22 protein-coding genes are annotated in these 17,839 nt (G+C 63.1%); 7 read left to right on the top strand and 15 right to left on the bottom strand.

Annotated elements, in window-relative coordinates; genetic code table 11:
• Positions 1-97 precede the first annotated feature (97 nt).
• Positions 98-256, top strand: coding sequence for a DUF3309 family protein (locus NKH71_RS07205; protein WP_023678456.1), 159 nt, complete (start codon positions 98-100; stop codon positions 254-256).
• A 37-nt stretch (positions 257-293) separates the two neighbouring features.
• Here the strand turns inward: NKH71_RS07205 and NKH71_RS07200 are convergent, their stop codons facing one another.
• Positions 294-1,271: an SDR family oxidoreductase gene (locus NKH71_RS07200; protein WP_352894700.1), complete on the bottom strand. Its 978-nt coding sequence runs from the start codon at positions 1,269-1,271 to the stop codon at positions 294-296.
• A 92-nt stretch (positions 1,272-1,363) separates the two neighbouring features.
• On the opposite strand from NKH71_RS07200, the gene NKH71_RS07195 reads away from it, so the two are divergent.
• Positions 1,364-2,275, top strand: coding sequence for a LysR family transcriptional regulator (locus NKH71_RS07195; protein WP_352640161.1), 912 nt, complete (start codon positions 1,364-1,366; stop codon positions 2,273-2,275).
• On the opposite strand, the gene NKH71_RS07190 is transcribed toward NKH71_RS07195, so the two are convergent.
• The 4 genes from NKH71_RS07190 to NKH71_RS07175 form a co-directional block, all read right to left on the bottom strand.
• Entirely contained in the window at positions 2,233-3,414 is a 1,182-nt protein-coding gene (locus NKH71_RS07190; RefSeq protein WP_352640162.1) for an MFS transporter, read from the bottom strand. The genes NKH71_RS07195 and NKH71_RS07190 overlap by 43 nt on opposite strands.
• Positions 3,415-3,583: 169 nt before the next feature.
• Positions 3,584-4,045 carry a cupin domain-containing protein gene (locus tag NKH71_RS07185; RefSeq protein WP_352480892.1) on the bottom strand — a complete coding sequence of 154 codons (462 nt, stop codon included), beginning with the start codon at positions 4,043-4,045 and terminating at the stop codon, positions 3,584-3,586.
• Between the two features lie 165 nt (positions 4,046-4,210).
• On the bottom strand, positions 4,211-4,519 hold the full coding sequence (locus tag NKH71_RS07180; RefSeq protein ID WP_023721000.1) for a DUF1244 domain-containing protein: 309 nt from the start codon (positions 4,517-4,519) through the stop codon (positions 4,211-4,213).
• A gap of 25 nt (positions 4,520-4,544) precedes the next feature.
• Positions 4,545-5,342 (bottom strand): N-formylglutamate amidohydrolase, encoded by a 798-nt coding sequence (locus NKH71_RS07175; RefSeq protein WP_352894699.1) that lies wholly within the window; start codon positions 5,340-5,342, stop codon positions 4,545-4,547.
• Between the two features lie 286 nt (positions 5,343-5,628).
• On the opposite strand from NKH71_RS07175, the gene NKH71_RS07170 reads away from it, so the two are divergent.
• From NKH71_RS07170 to NKH71_RS07160, 3 genes are all read left to right on the top strand, one after another.
• Positions 5,629-6,075 (top strand): DUF1036 domain-containing protein, encoded by a 447-nt coding sequence (locus NKH71_RS07170; protein WP_473505739.1) that lies wholly within the window; start codon positions 5,629-5,631, stop codon positions 6,073-6,075.
• Positions 6,072-7,502 (top strand): pyruvate kinase, encoded by a 1,431-nt coding sequence (gene pyk / locus NKH71_RS07165; RefSeq protein ID WP_352494178.1) that lies wholly within the window; start codon positions 6,072-6,074, stop codon positions 7,500-7,502. Before NKH71_RS07170 ends, pyk begins: the two co-directional genes overlap by 4 nt.
• A 215-nt stretch (positions 7,503-7,717) precedes the next feature.
• Positions 7,718-8,800 (top strand): NAD(P)H-dependent flavin oxidoreductase, encoded by a 1,083-nt coding sequence (locus NKH71_RS07160; RefSeq protein WP_352788774.1) that lies wholly within the window; start codon positions 7,718-7,720, stop codon positions 8,798-8,800.
• Positions 8,801-8,891: 91 nt separating this feature from the next.
• Here NKH71_RS07160 and NKH71_RS07155 read toward each other — a convergent pair whose 3' ends face one another.
• Positions 8,892-9,491, bottom strand: coding sequence for a tetratricopeptide repeat protein (locus NKH71_RS07155; RefSeq protein WP_023720995.1), 600 nt, complete (start codon positions 9,489-9,491; stop codon positions 8,892-8,894).
• Between the two features lie 95 nt (positions 9,492-9,586).
• Entirely contained in the window at positions 9,587-9,712 is a 126-nt protein-coding gene (ykgO, locus tag NKH71_RS07150; RefSeq protein ID WP_006327841.1) for a type B 50S ribosomal protein L36, read from the bottom strand.
• Positions 9,713-9,948: 236 nt separating this feature from the next.
• On the opposite strand from ykgO, the gene NKH71_RS07145 reads away from it, so the two are divergent.
• Positions 9,949-10,371 carry a lysozyme inhibitor LprI family protein gene (locus NKH71_RS07145; protein ID WP_023720994.1) on the top strand — a complete coding sequence of 141 codons (423 nt, stop codon included), beginning with the start codon at positions 9,949-9,951 and terminating at the stop codon, positions 10,369-10,371.
• 70 nt (positions 10,372-10,441) lie between these two features.
• Here the strand turns inward: NKH71_RS07145 and NKH71_RS07140 are convergent, their stop codons facing one another.
• The 8 genes from NKH71_RS07140 to NKH71_RS07105 form a co-directional block, all read right to left on the bottom strand.
• The gene (locus NKH71_RS07140; RefSeq protein ID WP_352640164.1) at positions 10,442-11,518 is read right to left on the bottom strand and encodes a 5-(carboxyamino)imidazole ribonucleotide synthase; all 1,077 of its coding nucleotides are present in this window, start codon (positions 11,516-11,518) and stop codon (positions 10,442-10,444) included.
• Positions 11,515-12,012 carry a 5-(carboxyamino)imidazole ribonucleotide mutase gene (gene purE / locus NKH71_RS07135; protein WP_352788780.1) on the bottom strand — a complete coding sequence of 166 codons (498 nt, stop codon included), beginning with the start codon at positions 12,010-12,012 and terminating at the stop codon, positions 11,515-11,517. The genes NKH71_RS07140 and purE overlap by 4 nt, the downstream gene beginning before the upstream one ends.
• Positions 12,013-12,111: 99 nt before the next feature.
• On the bottom strand, positions 12,112-13,317 hold the full coding sequence (locus NKH71_RS07130; RefSeq protein WP_352788783.1) for an aminotransferase class V-fold PLP-dependent enzyme: 1,206 nt from the start codon (positions 13,315-13,317) through the stop codon (positions 12,112-12,114).
• 17 nt (positions 13,318-13,334) lie between these two features.
• Positions 13,335-13,796 carry a RidA family protein gene (locus tag NKH71_RS07125; protein WP_023678474.1) on the bottom strand — a complete coding sequence of 154 codons (462 nt, stop codon included), beginning with the start codon at positions 13,794-13,796 and terminating at the stop codon, positions 13,335-13,337.
• A 34-nt stretch (positions 13,797-13,830) separates the two neighbouring features.
• Entirely contained in the window at positions 13,831-14,625 is a 795-nt protein-coding gene (locus tag NKH71_RS07120; RefSeq protein WP_023720990.1) for an amino acid ABC transporter ATP-binding protein, read from the bottom strand.
• A 4-nt stretch (positions 14,626-14,629) separates the two neighbouring features.
• The gene (locus NKH71_RS07115) at positions 14,630-15,280 is read right to left on the bottom strand and encodes an amino acid ABC transporter permease (protein WP_023720989.1); all 651 of its coding nucleotides are present in this window, start codon (positions 15,278-15,280) and stop codon (positions 14,630-14,632) included.
• Between the two features lies 1 nt (position 15,281).
• The gene (locus NKH71_RS07110; RefSeq protein WP_023720988.1) at positions 15,282-15,947 is read right to left on the bottom strand and encodes an amino acid ABC transporter permease; all 666 of its coding nucleotides are present in this window, start codon (positions 15,945-15,947) and stop codon (positions 15,282-15,284) included.
• Positions 15,948-16,018: 71 nt separating this feature from the next.
• Positions 16,019-16,900, bottom strand: coding sequence for a transporter substrate-binding protein (locus tag NKH71_RS07105; protein WP_031194546.1), 882 nt, complete (start codon positions 16,898-16,900; stop codon positions 16,019-16,021).
• A gap of 127 nt (positions 16,901-17,027) precedes the next feature.
• Here NKH71_RS07105 and NKH71_RS07100 point away from each other — a divergent pair, with 127 nt between their 5' ends.
• Positions 17,028-17,831: an IclR family transcriptional regulator gene (locus NKH71_RS07100; RefSeq protein ID WP_023720986.1), complete on the top strand. Its 804-nt coding sequence runs from the start codon at positions 17,028-17,030 to the stop codon at positions 17,829-17,831.
• Positions 17,832-17,839 lie beyond the last annotated feature (8 nt).

Here is a 17,839-nt window from a genome sequence, read left to right as displayed (position 1 = left end):
GCTGAATCGCCGTCCTGATCAAGCAAAGGCCGCCCGGGAACCATGGGCGGCCTTCTGCATTGTTCCGTCATTGCAACCTCAAAGCGAGGATTTTCTGATGACGATAAGCACCATTCTCATCATTATCCTTATTCTTATCCTGATTGGCGCGGTTCCGGCGTGGCCGCATTCGCGGTCCTGGGGTTACGGACCATCCGGCATCGTCGGCGTCATCCTGATCGTTGTCCTGGTGCTGCTGTTGATGGGCCGGATCTGACCGCAATCATTGGTCCCCGACAAGCGGCGGATGACCGTCAGGCCATCCGCCTTTTTTCAGATTGCTTCTGCGCTGCCTTCACCGTGGCGATACCGATGTCTTCAAGCGCTTCCGACACTGCATTTTCCAGCGGCGTGTGGGGGATCGCACCGATAATGCCTTCAAGCCCGCCTGAAACCAGCCGGTGCGGCTCGAAGCGGAGATAGGACATCGAAACGATCTCGCGCCACATCGCCACAAACGGGCTGCCGGCACGCAGCACCCACCACGGCATCGACGTCAGTTTCAACGTGCGCCCGAGCGCCTTCTCAGCGGCCGCCTTGATCTCGAGATCGGTCACCGCATGGCCGGGAAAGTTCAGCGCCTCGTAGGAGCCGAGCTTGTCGAGCTTGTCGGCCAGTCCGACGAAAGCCTTGGCCAGGTCGGGCAGATAGGCCCATTCATGCACGAGATCGACCGGCCCTGGGGCGGTATAGACGCCCTTGGTCATCTTGGCGGCAACGACCAGATCGAACCACGATCCGCTGCCGGTGCCGCCGAAGAAGTCACCGGCGCGCAGCAGGATGGTGCGCACCCGACCCGCGTCGGCCTCGCGGCGAAACAGGTCTTCCATGGCAACGCGGATGCGGCCCTTTTCCGTCGTCGGACGAAACGGCGTGTCCTCGGCGATCACCGCCGGCATCGGCGAGCCGTAATTGTAGACGGTGCCCGGGAAGAGATGCAGTGCGCCATTCGCCCGGCAGGCAGCCATCACATTCTCGGCCATCGGCAGGCATTTGCTCCAGTCGGTGTAGAGCGGGTTGAGGCCGTTGAAAATGATATCGACGCCTTCGGTCGCGCGGATCAGCGCAGCACGGTCGAGCGCGTCGCCGGCGATCGCCGTGGCGCCTTTGAGTTCCGCCGGCACCTTGCCGCTGCGGGTGACGGCACGGACATCGTAGCCGGCATTAATGAAGGCCTTGGCCACCGTGCGGCCGAGCCGGCCATTGGCGCCGAGAATTGCCATCTTGGTCATTGTTTGTCTCCATGTTTGCGTATGACCCAATATGATCTCCTCGCAAACGAATGGAAATTGACGAAAGCTGGTGGTCTGATATTCAATTTTGAATGGATATAGACTGGAACCTGATCAAGAGTTTCGTCACGGTGGCGGAGACCGGGAGCCTGTCGGCCGCCGCGCGAAAGCTTGCCGCAAGCCAGCCGACACTCGGCCGCCACATCGCCGAGCTGGAGCAGGCGCTCGGCGTCACCTTGTTCCGGCGCGGGCGGCGCGGCTATGCGCTCACGGAAGCGGGCAGCACGCTTTTTGAACGGGGCCGCGCGGTGAGCGAGCAGGCGAGCGCATTTTCGCTGCTGGCCCTGGGATCGGTCGAAGCGATCGAGGGCACGGTGCGCATTGCCGCCAGCGAGGTGGTGGCGGCCTATGTGCTACCCGAGATGACGGCGCGGCTTGCCGTCGAGGAACCCGGCATCGAGGTTGAGATCGTCGCTTCGAACCAGGCCGAGAATCTGCTGCGTCGCGACGCCGACATTGCCATCCGCATGGTCAAGCCGGCGCAGAATGAACTGGTCGCGCGCAAGGTGACCGACATTCCGCTCCGCGCCTGCGCGGCAAAATCCTATCTCGACCGGCGTGGCCGTCCGCGCGAGGCCCGCGATCTTGCCGAGCACGATCTGGTCGGCTTCGATCGCAGCGATGAAATCATTCGCGGCTTCGCTCAATTCGGGGTTCCGCTCAACCGCAATGCCTTTCGCTTCAGGACCGACAACCACATAGTTTTGTGGGAGGCACTGCGGGCGGGAAACGGCATCGGCTTTGGCCAGCAGCCGCTGGCCGAGCGCGATGCACTGGTGGAAATCGTGCTGCCGGACCTCCCGCTGCCGACGCTGCCGGTGTGGCTGGCCATGCACCGCGACGTGCGTACCAGCGTCCGCATCCGCCGCGTCGCGGATTTCCTCTACGAACAGTTCAAGCGCTATTCAGCCGGTGCAGGCTCGGCAGCAAATTCGGCGCGGTGAGCGAGCCCGGCCATCAACAGCACGACTATCAGCAACCCGGACAGAGCGACGAAGATCGGGCCGAAGCTCGAGTGTTCGGCGATGAAGCCGATCGCCGAAGGCGCCACCAGGATGCCTGAGTAACCCATTGTGGTGACGACGCTCATGCCGGTGCCGGGCGCCATGCGCTCCTGGTTGCCGCCGGCCGAAAAGATGATCGGCACCATATTGGCAATACCCAGGCCGCAAAAGGCAAAGGCGGCAATGGCCAGCCACGGCGAGGGAGCCAGCCCGGCCACCAGCATGCCGGCTGCAGCGGCAAGCGCCGACGCGCGCAGCGTCGTAACGGCACCGAAACGGTTGCGGACGCCATCGCCGAGAAAGCGCATGACGGCCATGACGCCGGAAAAGGCGGCATAGGCCAGGCCTGCGATAGCAAGATCGGCGCCGAGCTCCTGCCTGAGATACAGCGCTGCCCAGTCGAGCACCGCGCCTTCGGAGATCATCGTCAGCAGCGCCATCAGCCCGACCAGATAGACAAGCGGGTTTGCCGGCAGGGCGAATTTGTGATGCTCGGCGACCGGATGCTTGTCCTCGGCGATCAGGTAGCGGATCGCTACCGCGATGACAGCAAAGGCAAGCGCCGTCACCATCGTCGCATGCGCGAGATGACCATAGTTCTGGATGGCGAAACCGCCCAAAGCGCCGCCTGCGAAACCGCCAAGGCTCCAGAAACCGTGCGAGGACGACATGATGGCGCGGGACAGCCGCCGTTCCACCGCCACCGCATTGGCATTCATGGCGACGTCCATGCCGCCGATCGAACCGCCGAAGATGAACATGGCGATGGCCGCCAGGGGCACATTGGGGGCCAGAGCCACCATCAAAAGACCGAAGCTGCCGGCAAGTCCGAACCAGCGCAGCACGGTGCGCGAGCCATGCTTCGAGATCAGATGGCCGCACCAGGTCATGGCGGTGACGGCGCCGGCGCCGAACAACAGGATCAGCAGGCCGAGCGTGAATTTGCTGATGTCCAGCCGGGTCAGGAACACCGGGATCTGCGGCGCCCAGCTGCCGGTCAGGAAGCCGTTGGCGAGGAAGATGCCGGCCACGGCCCAGCGCCCACGAATCGCGATTTGCGTGATTTTCTGCGCGTCCATCGGGTAGAATCCGGTCCGGAAATGGCTTTGCGCGGCAAATTAGATCGATTCAATTCACAGTCAAGCGCTCTTCGCCGAAAGTGCTTGGACCAGACGGCGCCACAAGGCGCCGGTGGACGCTACGTCCTCTCGTGTCGGCCAACCACCTCGGTGGTCCACTCCAAAATCTCTACGGCTCGGGATAAGGCGCGCCATCCTTGTGCACAAACCGGCCGTCGGCGTTGGTGCTCATCATGTCGATGTCGGAGCAGGTGGTTACGTCGGCGGGCCAACGCGAACCAACTTCGAGATAGATCGCAACTGCGCCCGATTTGTTGATCATGTGATGGCCGTTGCCGGAGCCTTTCGGAAAGGCCGCGCAATCACCCGCGCGCAGCACCGTCTCGCCGGCATCTTCGACGAGCGTCAGCTCGCCTTCGAGCACGTAGACGAACTCGTCTTCGTGCGAATGCCAGTGGCGCTGGCTCGACCAGTTGCCCGGCGGCAGGCGCATGAGATTGATGCCGAAGTCGGTGAGCCCGCCGGCGTTGCCCAGCCGCTGCCGCACGCGTTCGGCACAGGGTGCATCGAACGGAGGTGGATAGGATGAGCCCTTGCGTCCGGGTACGTCGGCGACGTCGATCTTAGGCACGGCAGTCCTCCCATTTGGGGCAAAAACCATTCGTGAAGGTCGTTCAGTGCGATGGATTGTGACCCTGGAACGGTTCATCGTTTCACGGAAACGCCGAACCGTTCCATCCTTTTGTCTTGACGCAATTCCGGACGGAAAACCGTTCACACTTTTCCTGGAATTGCTCTAGTGGTCCCTGGGGCGTCTTGCCTCGAACTCGGCCTTCTTGGCATCGGAGGCCTCGATCTGGTTCAGTGCCTGCCACTCGGCATAGGCCATGCCGTAGATGATCTCGCGCGACTGGTCCTTGCTGAGTTCGACACCCTCGGCTTGCGCCGCATCGCGGTACCAGTTGGACAGGCAGTTGCGGCAGAAGCCGGCGAGGTTCATCAGGTCGATGTTCTGCACGTCGGAACGCTCGCGCAGATGCGCGACCAGCCGGCGGAAGGCAGCGGCTTCGAAATCGCGCTTTTGTACGTCGCTGAGTTCGGTCATGGCTTGTTGGCCTCCTTGGCCTCCATCATGCCGGCCCGGTGCGCGAGCCGAATATTTTCACTGCATGTATATCGGCACGTCGATCTATCGCGTCAACGATCGGCGCCAGCCGTTCGGCCCAGGCGAGCGCACCCTTCCGGTCGGCGATCAGGTCCTGGCGGATCTCGATAAGCGCATGGGCAAAGCCGTTGACGATAGCGTGCCTGAACATGGTATCGCCGCGCAGTGCGCCGTCATAGGGTTCGTTGTCGCCGACGACGAGGCTCTTGTCCTCGGCGAGCATGTCGATCAGCGGCCGCGCAACGCGATCGTCGAGATCCCATAATATGCCGACATGCCACGGCCGCACGAAGCCCTGCATGGTCGGTGTGAAGGAATGCACCGAAAAAATGAAGGGCGCCTGCGCTGACGCTTGCGCCACCGAGGCGATCATGGCGCCGACGGCGTCATGATAGGGGCGGTAAAAGCGATCCAGCCGTCTTTCGCGTTCCTCCGGCGCCATGGGATAATTTCCCGGGATGACGGTGCCGTCATAGAGCTGGCGAATCAGCGTTGGATCGTCCTCGCCGCGATTGGGGTCGATCAGCAGTCGCGAAAAATTGGCAAGCACCGCCAGAACGCCGAGCAGACTTGCGAGTTCGCGGGTTACAGTCTCGACGCCGATGTCGTAGGCGATGTGGCGGTCGAACTCCGCCGCGGGCAGGCCGAGGCTGCCATACTCCTCCGGCAGGTCGCGGCGGGCGTGATCGGCCAAAAGCACCATGCCGCGCTTGCGATCGCCTTCGACGATGTCGAAAGGCGCGAAAACTGTGGATCGGGTCATTGGCGGGAAAGGTCTGTTCGCTGGCTTCCGGGGAGGGTGGTACCGTCATTCCACGAAGAGAACGCTCGCGCAATGCCGTTGTTTGGCCACGGTTTCTGCCAAAAAACTGAGCAGGGGCGACCGTAAGCGCGCCAGAGCCTTCTAAATCGATTGGAATTGGATAGATCGGCGCGTTGACATGCGTACGGACTTTTCCGAAAAGGGGCGTTGAGAGATGCAAATGTGGTTCTTGAGGGGTTTCAGGATGGGTTTCGCCGGCAGGCTGCGTGTGCGCCATGCCTTGGCCATGCCGCTCCTGATACCGGCCATGGGCCTTTTTGCGGTGATTTCGGCCTCGCCGGCACGGGCCGATTTCCGGGTCTGCAACGCCACGCAGAACCTGGTCGGTGTCGGCATCGGCTATCGCGCCAAAGCTGGCTGGATCACCGAAGGCTGGTGGCACATCGAAGGGTCGAGCTGCAAGACGCTGATCGAGGGACCGTTGTCATCAAGGTTTTACTATCTTTATGCAGAAGACGCCGAGCGCGGCGGACGCTGGGATGGCCCGATCAACATGTGCGTGGCCGAAAAAGAGTTCAAGATCGCCGGCGTTACCGATTGCGTCGCCCGGGGCTTTCAGCGCGCCGGATTCCAGGAATATGACACGGGCGAGCAGGCAAGCTGGATGGTCCAGCTGACTGACGAGCCCGCAACGGATGGCGCTCCAGCCGCCCCGGGAACAAACAGTCAATGAGACGCAGCCGCAAGGTCAAGATCCTCGCCACCATCGGTCCGGCCTCCTCGTCCGAGGAGATGCTGAAGAAGCTGTTCGAAGCCGGCGCCGACGTGTTCCGCATCAATATGAGCCACACCGACCATGAATTGATGCGTACGCTCGTCGGCCGTATTCGTGCCGTCGAGGAGGCGGTCGGCCGGCCGATCGGCGTTCTCGCAGACCTGCAAGGGCCAAAGCTGCGCGTCGGCAAGTTCGCCAACGGCAAAGAGGTGCTGACCGTCGGTCAGACCTTCACGCTCGACGACAATCCCGAACCCGGCAATTCGACGAGGGTCTACCTGCCGCATCCCGAAATCCTGCGTTCGGTCGAGGCTGGTCATCGCCTGCTGATCGACGACGGCAAGCTCGAGCTCAAGGCGGTCAGCAGCAACGGCAAGGCGATCGTCTGCACCGTCGTCGCCGGCACGATCATTTCCGACAAGAAGGGCGTCAGCCTGCCCGACACCGACCTGCCGGTCGGAGCGCTGACGGAAAAGGACCGCCGGGATCTCGACGCGGTTCTGGCGACCGGCGTCGACTGGGTGGCACTGTCCTTCGTGCAGCGGCCCGAGGACCTGGCCGAAGCACGCAAGATCGCACGCGGCCGGGCGCTGATCATGGCCAAGATCGAAAAGCCGCAGGCCGTCGCCCGGCTGGCCGAGATCATTGAACTTTCGGATGCGCTGATGGTTGCCCGCGGCGATCTCGGCGTCGAGATGCCGCTCGAAGCCGTGCCTGGCATCCAGAAGCAGATCACTCGCGCCGCGCGCCGTGCCGGCAAGCCGGTGGTGGTCGCCACGCAGATGCTGGAATCGATGATCACCGCGCCGGTGCCGACACGCGCCGAGGTGTCGGACGTTTCGATCGCCGTGTTTGAAGGCGCCGACGCGATAATGCTTTCGGCGGAGTCCGCCGCCGGCGCCTATCCGGTCGAGGCGGTGGCGATGATGAACCGGATCGCCACCAAGGTCGAAACCGACCCGACCTATGCCGGCATCATCAACGCGCAGCGCTCGGAACCGGAAGCGACGGGAGCCGACGCCATCTCGCTCGCCGCCCGCGAAATAGCCGAGACGCTTAAGCTGTCGGCGATCATCACCTATACCGCGTCCGGCACAACCGGCTTGCGCGCCGCGCGCGAGCGGCCGCAAGTGCCGATCGTGGCGCTGTCGCCGATCCTCAACACGGCGCGGCGGCTGTCGCTGCTGTGGGGCACGCATTGCGTCGTTTCTCCCGATGCCATCGACCTCGACGACATGGTCGATCGCGCCTGCCGCATCGCTTTGGACGAAGGCTTCGGCAAGCCCGGCGACCGCGTCATCATCACGGCCGGCGTGCCGCTGAGGACGCCGGGCTCGACCAATATGCTGCGCATCGCCTATGTCGGATCGGAAGTCGGCCGCTAATGTCGGCTGCGGCTGCCGGATGGGCCGGCTGCATGGCGCGTCGTAAACGCGGCGCCAGCCCGGCGCGTCGACCGCAGTCGGGTTAGGATCGACGCCGAACTCCGCCAGCTTGCATCAGCCTGTGGCCGGCCGTGAAGCGGTTCGAAGGCCCTATCCGACTTGAGCTGGAAGTCAGTTAAGGTAATCTCTCCTGGGAGAAAGAGGAGGGTGATCCAATGTGGATGCGCACTGATCTTCTGGAACTCCTCGGCATTGAACACCCGATAATCCAGGCGCCGATGAGCGGCATCACCACACCGGAACTCGCGGCGGCAGTCAGCAATGCCGGGGCACTAGGCTCGCTCGGATGCGGTATTCTGCCTGCGGAGGCTATCCGCGAGCAGCTCACGGCGACGCAGCACGCCACCAATCGTCCGATCAACGTCAACTTCTTTGCGCACCCGCCGCCGGCACGCGATGATGCGGCAGCCCAAAGTATGCGCGACCGCCTTCGCGGCCGCTATGAGGAGGTCGGCCTCGGACCGGTACCCGAGCCGGGCGAGCCCTTCCCCACCTTCGATCGTGAGCGTCTCGAAATTGTGCTCGAGCTGCGCCCGAAGGTGGTCAGCTTCCACTTCGGCCTACCCGACACCGCAATTGTGCAGCAGTTGAAAGCGGCCGGCTGTACTGTCTTGTGTTCGGCTACCACCGTCTCGGAAGCGCGCCAGCTTGAGGCAGGAGGGGTGGACGCCATTATCGCGCAGGGATACGAGGCGGGTGGGCATCGCGGCACATTCACTGGCGACCCTGCTATCGGCACAGCCGGCACTATGGCCCTCGTACCACAGATTGTTGATGCCGTGCGGGTGCCTGTAATTGCTGCCGGCGGTATCTTCGACGGTCGCGGCATTGCTGCCAGCTTTGCACTTGGTGCATCTGGTGTGCAGATCGGCACGGCTTTCCTGGCCTGTCCTGAAGCCAATGTGCAGCCAGTCTATCGCGTAGCATTGCGCTCGGCCAACGACGAGAGCACGTCGGTGACTCGCTGCTTCACTGGCCGCCCAGCGCGCGTGGTGCGCAACCGGTTTGTGATGGAAATGGCTGGTGAGGAAGATGCTGCGCTGGCGTTTCCGCTACAGGCGAGTCTGGTCATGCCGCTTTCAATGGCAAAGGATGAAAGCAAGCGGGCTGACTTCTTGCCTATTTGGGCCGGGCAGGGCGTTGCGAAGCTGCGGGAGATGCCGGCCGCCGCCCTTGTGGAGAAACTCGTCACGGAAGCAAGCGGCATAGATCGGGCCGATAGGGGAGTAGGGGAGTAGGGGAGTAGGGGAGTAGGGGAGTAGGGGATGTGTTCCGGAGTGCATCTACACCACTCACATACTGCCTTACTCCCCTATTCCCTTACTGGTCTCAAATGCCTTCGCCGGCAAGCTCTTCGGAAAGTGCGGCGACCTGGTCCTGGGCGCTGCGCATCATCGGATAGATGCCGAGAACGCGCTGCCAGGCCTCGAGCGCCGACTGCTTGTGGCCGGTTTCGGCCATGATCTGGGCCAGGCCGGAAAGCGCGCCGAAATGGCGTGGTTCGAGCTGCAGGGTACGGTCGATGTCCGACATCGACTTCCCGTAGTTCTTCATCATGAAATGAACCGTGGCGCGCCGGTTCCAGCCTTCCGCATAGGTCGGCTGCAGGGTTACCACCTGATCGAGGAAATCGAGCGCAACATCGAATTTCTGGTTTTCAGTCGCCTTTTGCGACCATTGCATCATCAGGTCGATCGAGGCACTGCCCGACTGGGACCACTCGCTGCCGATGCGCCCGGCGATGCGCTCGGCCGCCTTTTCGTTGCGTTCGCGCTTGAGATCGGCAAACAGCTGATCGAGCCGCGCCTGTTTCGTCATCACAACCGGAGGTGCTGTCGGCCGATTTGCTGTCGGATCTTCAGCCCACGCCGGCAGCGAGACAGCGCTGGAAACGAAGAAAGCCGTGAAAAATGCAAAAAGAATCCGCATCGCGGGAATCTAGCCCCCGACGCCGGATCGTCAAACTGAATTTAGCGTGAGAGGCGTATCATGCGCACGGAGGCGCGCAGCCTCCGGTCAAAAACTCAACCCTGGCGCGCCTTGTAGCGCGGAGCGGTCTTGTTGATGATGTAGACGCGGCCCTTGCGACGAACCAGCTGGTTGTCGCGGTGACGCGCCTTCAACGCCTTGAGCGAATTCTTGATCTTCATGGTCTTGCCCGTCGGTCTGGGCCCGGTCCCGGGCCGAACTATTAAGGCGCGCCCACAGACGCGCCTTTGAACTGTGCGTGGCTCATAGACGAGGAGCCTTGCCCGTGTCAACCGCAAGCGCGTTGCCTAAACGATACGGACCGTTTCGTATCATCGAAATACCCGCCAACGGCGCCTTGCGGCATTGCGCGGGCTTGAGACGGCTGGAATGATGCGGTTGCGAATTGGAGATCATCATGCGCCGAATTCTTGTGTCCGCCTGTCTTGCCGTCCTTGCGGCAGGTTCTGTTGCCCATGCGCAGGAATGCGACCGCAACGACGACAGCCAGCAGATGATGAACATCTGCGCCGACGCGGACTACAAATCCGCCGACGCCAAACTCAACAAGGCCTACCAAGAGCTCATCAGCGCAAGCGATGCAAAAGCCAGGAAGCTGTTGCAGACGGCGCAGCGCGCGTGGATCGCCTTTCGCGACGCGGAATGCAGCTATTCCGCCGCGGACAGCGAAGGCGGCTCGATCTATCCGATGCTGATATCGGAATGCCTGACGCGGCTGACCGACGACCGCACCAAACAGCTCACCGCCGATTCGACCTGCGCGGAAGGCGATGTGAGCTGCGCCAGCCCCGACGAGGACGAGAGCGGCGACATCCAGTAAGCGTAGGTTCTAACTTTTGTTTGAGCATGATCGTTCCCGAAAACCGGATTCCACTTTTCGGGATCATGCTCTAGCTGCGGCGGCTCACGCGCGTGAAATGGCCCATCTTGCGGCCGGGCCGCGCCTCGGCCTTGCCATAGAGGTGCAGCATCAGATCGGGCTCGGCGAGAAGTTCAGGAACGCGCCGGATGTCGTCGCCGATCAGGTTTTCCATGACGCAGTCGAACTGCCGTGCGGGATTTCCCAGCGGCAGGCCGGCGACGGCGCGGATGTGCTGCTCGAATTGCGAGATGGTGCAGGCGGCCTCCGTCCAGTGGCCGGAATTGTGGACGCGCGGCGCAATCTCGTTGGCCAGCAGCGAACCGTCGGCCAGGACAAAGAATTCGACGCCGATGACGCCGACATAGTCGAGCGCTGCAAGTATCTCGGCCGCCGCCGTTTGAGCCGCAGCCGCCGTGTCGGACTTCACCCCGGCCGGCAGCGTCGAACTGTGAAGAATACCGTTGCGATGGACATTCCAGGCCGGATCGTAGGCGGCGAGCGAACCGTCGATGCCGCGCGCGGCGATCACCGAAATCTCGCGCTCGAAGGCGACGAATGATTCCAGGATCAACGGCACGTTGCCCATCGCCTCGCAAGTGCCGGCAAAGCCGCCTGTTTCCATGTTGCGGAAGACACGCTGGCCCTTGCCGTCATAGCCCATCCGGCGCGTCTTCAATATGCCGCTGCCGTTGAACTTTTTCAGCGCGGCCGTCAGTTCCTCGTCATTGTCGACGGGGCTGAAATCCGCGGTCGGTATGCCGATGCCGTTGAGGAATTTCTTTTCCGCCAGCCGGTCCTGAGCCACTTCCAGTGCGCGTGCCGGCGGATAGACCGGGACCGTGGTGGCAAGTGCCGCGGCGGCCGCAACCGGAACGTTCTCGAATTCGTAAGTAACGACGGCACTGGCCGCAGCCAGCTCGCCGAGCGCGGCCGCGTCGTCGTAGGCGGCGACGATCTGCCGGTTGGCGACCTGTGCCGCCGGGCAGTCTGGCTGCGGCTCCAGCACGACGATGCGGTAGCCGAGGCGGGCCGCGGCCATCGCCAGCATGCGGCCGAGCTGGCCGCCGCCAATGATGCCGATGGTCGATCCGGCGGGCAGGCTCACGGCGTGTCCACGGGCTCGGCGGCCACCTTGGCGGTCTGTGCGGCGCGCCAACTATCCAGCCGGGCGGCAAGCTTTTCGTCGCTCAGTGCCAGCACCGCGGCAGCCAGAAGGGCAGCGTTGGCAGCGCCGGCCTTGCCGATGGCCAAAGTGCCGACCGGAATGCCGGCCGGCATCTGCACGATGGATAGCAGCGAATCCTGGCCGGACAGCGTCTTCGATTCCACCGGCACGCCGAACACCGGCAGTGGCGTCATCGCCGCCGTCATGCCGGGCAGATGCGCCGCACCGCCGGCACCGGCGATGATCACCTTGTAGCCGGCGGCCTTGGCGCCCTTGGCGAAGTCATAGAGCCGGTCGGGAGTACGGTGGGCCGAGACGATCAGCCGCTTGTGCGGGATGCCAAGCGCTTCAAGCGTTTCGGCGGCGTGGCGCATCGTCGCCCAGTCGGACTGGCTGCCCATGATGATGGCGACGTCGGCGCGGTGATTGTCCAAGCTTCTGCTCCCCGGCGGCAAACGCGCGCATTAGCGGAAATCGAGGGGAGCCGCAAGGATAGGAGCTTCCCGCACTCGGGCGAATGGCGCCATCGCTACCTAATCCGGCCAGCGCAAAGCCCCGGCAGACTGCTTGCGAGCGGACTTCATCGCATCCGCGGGCCGCTCAGCAGCGCTCAACACCGCCCGCAGGCGCTCGGCGACGATCTCCGCCTCGCCGGGGTGCAGATTGCACGGATCAAGGAAGAAGTGGCCGCGCTCGACCTCGTGGTTGCGAACGATAATGGGGGGCGAACCCGCCGCCAGTGCCGAGGCCAGCCCGGCGGCGGTGAACCGGCTTTCGGGCGCAACAAACACCTGCAGGCGCTCGAGAGGATTTCCGGTCGGATCGGGAATGATGTTTGCTGCGATGCCGGGCAGGCCCTGCAATGCGGTTTGCCACAGATGCAGTGCGGCTTCTTCCCGCTGGCGGATGCCGGCATGGTCGCGCCGTTCCCAGGCTTCCAGGGCCGCCATGGTGCCGGCAATGCTCTCCTTGCCGACCTTCATGGCCCGCGCAACGCCGCGGTTCTGGAGATAGGCGGCCCGCACCAGATCCTTGCGGCCGGCAACGACGCCGCTTGTCGGCCCTGAGAGAAATTTGTGCCCGCTATAGACGACAATGTCGGCGCCGCGCGCCAGAAAGCCGCGCAAATCGTATTCCGAGGCGGCGTCGACGATCACCGGCACGCCCTTGGCGTGGCAGATCTCGCAGAACTCTTCGAGCGAGAGCATGCCGTATTGCACGGTGTGGTGCGCGACGACGTAGAGGGCTGCCGCCGTCCGGTCCTGGATCGCCTCGCCTACATGATAGTCCTGCGTAACGCTGACCGTGCCGGCGGGCACTGCCTTGGCTCCGGCAAGCCGGATCGACTGGTCGATCGGCGCGCCATAATTGACGATGTGGCCAAGCTGGACGATGACCTCCGATTTGAGGCCCACGGTGTCGTCCGGCAGCCGCTCGATCGCAAGAAGGCTGGTTCCGGTCATCGCGCCGGCAATCGCCATGGTTATGCCGCTGGCGCAGCATGCGGTGATAAAGCCGGCCTCGCCGCCGGTGAGGCGTGCAATCACCGTGCTTGCGGCGCGCTGCAGATCGTCCATCTCGACCCATTGCGAGGCGATTTCCGACATTGCGGCAATCGCTTCCGGCACGATGATCGAAGCGCCGAGCGCCGTCATCGTTCCGGAAACATTAATGATCGGGCGAAGGCCGAGCCGTTCGCGGATTGTCGTATTGGAACGGTCAGCGGAATAGGTCGTCATCTCTGTAGATCCTGTTTTCAGGCGGCGATCTCGACGACCGCCTCGATTTCAACTGTGATGTTGCCCGGCAGCGAGCCGACACCGATCGCGGAACGGGCGTGTCCGCCAAGCGTATCAAAGACGGCCGCGAAAAGATCGGAACAGCCATTCACCACCTTGGGGTGCTCGCTGAATGTCGGCGTTGCATTGACAAAGCCAAGCAGCTTGACGACGCGCACGATGCGGCCGAGGTCGCCGGCCGCGGCATGCATGACGGCGAGCAGGTTCAGGCCGGTGAGACGGGCATGCCCATAGGCCTCCTCCACGGAGACATCCTCGCCAACCTTGCCGGTGCAGAGCGCGCCATCAGCGCGCAACGGCCCCTGGCCGGAGAGGAAGATCAGCCGTCCGCTCTCGGCATAGGTGACGAAGTTGGCGATGGGCTTCGGCGGCTCGGGCAGCGTCAGGCCCAATTCCGCGAGCCGGATGTAAGGCGTCATAAAAGCTCCTTGCGACAGCTTTCGCCGTCCGGTGTCAAAAATGCGAGGCGCGAAACCGCGCCAGGAAGCTGCGAAGGCGTTCATTGTCGAAGTCCGCAGCCAGAATCTCGGCGGGAGGTCCGACGGCACTGACGCCGCCATCCGCCATGAAAACGATGCGGCTCGATGCATCGCGTGCAAAAGCCATCTCGTGCGTGACCATCAGCATCGTCATGCCGTCTTCGGCGAGGCTGCGTACGACCTCGAGCACCTCGCCAACCAGTTCGGGGTCGAGCGCCGAGGTTATTTCGTCGAGGAGCAGGATCTTCGGCTCCATCGCCACAGCGCGGGCGATGCCGACGCGCTGCTGCTGGCCGCCGGAAAGCTCGGCCGGCAGACTGTCGGCCTTGTGGGCGAGCCCGACCCGGCCGAGCCAGTGCTCGGCAATGGTGCGGGCCTCGGCATTGCTCTTGCCGCGCACCTTGCGCAGGCCGAGCATGATGTTGCCGGCCGCAGTCAAATGCGGAAACAGATTGAAGCTCTGGAACACCATTCCGGTCTCGGCGCGCATCGCCGCCAGGTCGCGCTCGCTGCGTCGCTGGCGTGTTCCCGCCTCGCGGTAGCCGACCTCTTTACCGTCGATACGGATCGAGCCGTTATCATAGCTCTCCAGGAAGTTGACGCAGCGCAGCAGCGTGGTCTTGCCGCTGCCGGATGGCCCGATGACTGTCACCACCTCGCCGCGTGTCACCTTGAGGCTTACAGAGCGCAGGACCTCGACCGATCCAAAGGCTTTGGAGACCTCGGAGATATCGAGAAGCGCCGGATTTGCGTGCGAGGCTTTGGACATCTTGTTATTCCCGGATGAAGGAGAAACGCCGCTCCAGCCGCCGGCTGGCCAAGGAGAGGGCGTAGTTGACAGCGAAGTAGACGAGCGCGCCGAGGAGGTAGAGCGGCATCGCCTCATAGGTGCGGCCGATGACCTGGTTGATCGCTTGCATCAGGTCGGTGATGCCGAGCAGCGAGACCAGCGCGCTGCCTTTCACCGCGTCGGTGACGCCGTTGATCCAGGGCGGCAGGAAGCGCCTGAACGCTTGCGGAAAAATGACGTAGGCCAGCCGCTGGCGGAAGGTCAGCCCGATCGCCATCGCCGCCTCGGACTGACCCTTGGGAATCGAGCCGACGGCGCCCCTGAGATACTCGACGACTTGTGCGGTCTTGAAGAGGGTGAGGGCGAGTACGGCCGCCCAAAAGGACTCAAGATGCAGTCCCACCGCGGGCAGGCCGTAATAGACGAAGAAGATCAGCACCAGGATCGGAATGCCGCGTATGGTGTCACTGAAGATGCGCACTGCCCAGCGCAGCGGAGCCGGACCATAGACGAGGCCGACACCCATCAGCACGCCGGCGATAAGCGATAACACTACGACCAGCAGCGACACCCACAAGGTTACGGCAAAGCCTTGGGCGAGGAACGGCAAGGCGTAGATGATCTGGCTCAGCATGTCAGCGCGCCGCCTTGAACCGGCGCTCGACCAGCCGCAGCGCGAAAAGCAGCGCGTAGCCGGTCAACAGGTACATCGCAGTCACCACCAGATAGACCTCGACAATGCGGAACGTGTTGAAGTTGATCCACTGGGCGCCATAGGTGAGCTCGGGTACCGAAATGACCGACGCCACCGACGTGTCCTTGAAGAGCGATATGAAAGTGTTGGAAAGCGCCGGCAGCGTTATGCGCAGCATCGTCGGCAGGCGCACATGGAGCAGCCTTTGCCATGGTGTCAGGCCGATTGCCTTGCCGGCGTCGAGCTGTCCGCGCGGCACCGCCTCGAGCCCCGAGCGAAATACCTCGACCAGATAGGCGCCGCTGTAGAGCGACAGCGTGGCAATGAACGAGGTTTGCGCGCTGTAGGCGATATCGACCACGGTCGGCAGGCCGTAGAAGACCAGGTAGACGAGCAGGATCAGCGGCACGTTGCGGATGAACTCGACATAGCCCGCGATGACGGTCCGCACCGCTCGCCCGGCCGACACGTACCAGACCGCCAGAAGCAGCCCGATGACGATGCCGATCGCGATGGAGATGACAGCCAGCTCAAGGCTGAGCAGCAGCCCCCCCCAGAGCTTGTCGAAATGCCGCCAGATCAGGTTGAAGTTGAGGGTATAGCCCATGCGTCCTGCTTAGTGCCGACAGTCCGGGAACGAGGCGGAAGGGCGCCGGAGGCATCCTTCCGCCTGATGGATCAGATAACCGGGAATCCAGGATGGCGGGCCGGCGGCTCCTGTCCGAAATAATCCTTGAACGCAGCGTCGTAGAGTGCCGTTTCATGGCCGAACATGGCGATGGTGAAGGTCTGGTTGACGAAGGTCAGCCAGTCGAGGTCGCCCTGCCGCAGTGCGGCACCATAAAGCATCGAGAACCAACTCTTGCCGGCATCGAAGTATTTGTCCGGATTGCGCGAGGCGAGCCAGCGGACCGTCGACAGATCGACGGCGGCGGCGTCGGATCGCTTCGATTCCAGTGCCTGCAGCACGTTGGCCTGCGTGTCTATCTGCATCACCTGCGCCTCCGGCAGGACGATGCGCACGTTTGCCTCGGCATCGACGTTTTGCAGGATGGAAATCCGGGTCGCCGAACCGGCGGCAAGCAGCTTGTCGAAGGTCTTATTCTCGGCGTTCGGAAGGGTCAGCAAGGCGATGCCTTCGACATAGTAGGGCCTGGAGAAGTGGATCAGCTGCGAGCGCTGGGCGGTCATGGTCATGAACTGGATGGTGATGTCGACCTTGTTGGTGGTCACGTTCGGAATGCGCTGAGCCGGATCCTGCATGACGAATTCGACTTTGGTCGGATCGTCGAAAAGCCCCTTGGCGAGAATGCGACCCATGGTTATGTCCATGCCCACCAGTTCGCCGGCATCGTTCTCGAAGTGCCAGGGCGCGTTGGTGCTGCCGGTGCCGACGATCACCTTGCCGCGCTCGAGAACGGTGCGCAGCAGGCTGTCAGGCGCTGCCTGGGCCGCAGCTTTCTGGACATCGACCGCAGTGGCGGCACTCATCACTCCGGCCGTTGCAAGCCCGGCCATTCCCAGTTTCAGAAATTCACGCCTTTTGGATGTGTCGTTCACGGCGACCTCCTTCGTGTTGTGTTCCCCGTTGGACCAGCAGCGCAGGCATCGGTTGCAACTGACGTCATTGTCCCTTACAAGGGACGCCTGTACTCTGTACAAGACAGATTAACATCAGGAATCGATAATGCAAGAAGGCAATGCCTTGGCCGCTCGACCGGACGCCGGTCTGGACGAAGACAAGAATTCGGGCTCGCGGGAGAAGGGCCTCAACCGGGTCCTCCAGATTCTGGAGTTTCTCCACGCGACCCAGCGCGCGATCGGCATTGGCGATCTTGCCAGAGGGGTGAACGCACCGCGGTCGACGACCTATACGCTGGTGCGCTCGCTGGTCGACGCAGGCCTGCTGGAGATGGCCGGAGACGGCAATCGGGTCTATTTTGGAAAGAAGCTCTATCTCTACGGAATGGACTATGTGCGGGGCAACGACCTGCTCAGGCGAGGGCGGCAGGAAGTCGACCATCTGTCACGCGAGTCCGGCGAGACCTCGGAGCTGTGCATGCTGCAAAGCGGCCGCTACACCATCGTCCATTCAAGCCCGGGAACCAGGCCATTCAGGATCAGCTCGGCGACGGGTCTGCAAATACCGCTTCCCTGGACAGCTTCCGGGCGGCTGCTCCTCGCCGGCTTCGACAGGGCAGCGATCGAGGATATGGTCTCGGAAGACGACCTCGTACTGCCGGACGGCCGCAGGTTGCAGCTCGACGATTTCATAGCCGATATCGCGGTGGCCAAGTCGGCCGGCTACTGCGTCACCTCCGGCCTTGTCGATGCCTACACGAAATGCCTGGCCGCGCCGGTCTTTTCGGCGCCGGGCAGGGTCGAGGCGACGATGTGCCTGGTGGTTCCCATCGATACCTCGACCGAAAAGACCGATGACCTGATAGAGCTGTTGCTCGAGCGCGCCGCGCGGCTTTCGATCGCGGCATAGGCCGCCTT

Origin of the sequence: Mesorhizobium sp. M0983 (assembly GCF_040318975.1) — a bacterium.
Taxonomy (GTDB): domain Bacteria; phylum Pseudomonadota; class Alphaproteobacteria; order Rhizobiales; family Rhizobiaceae; genus Mesorhizobium.
This window is presented reverse-complemented; position numbering and strand designations above follow the sequence as displayed.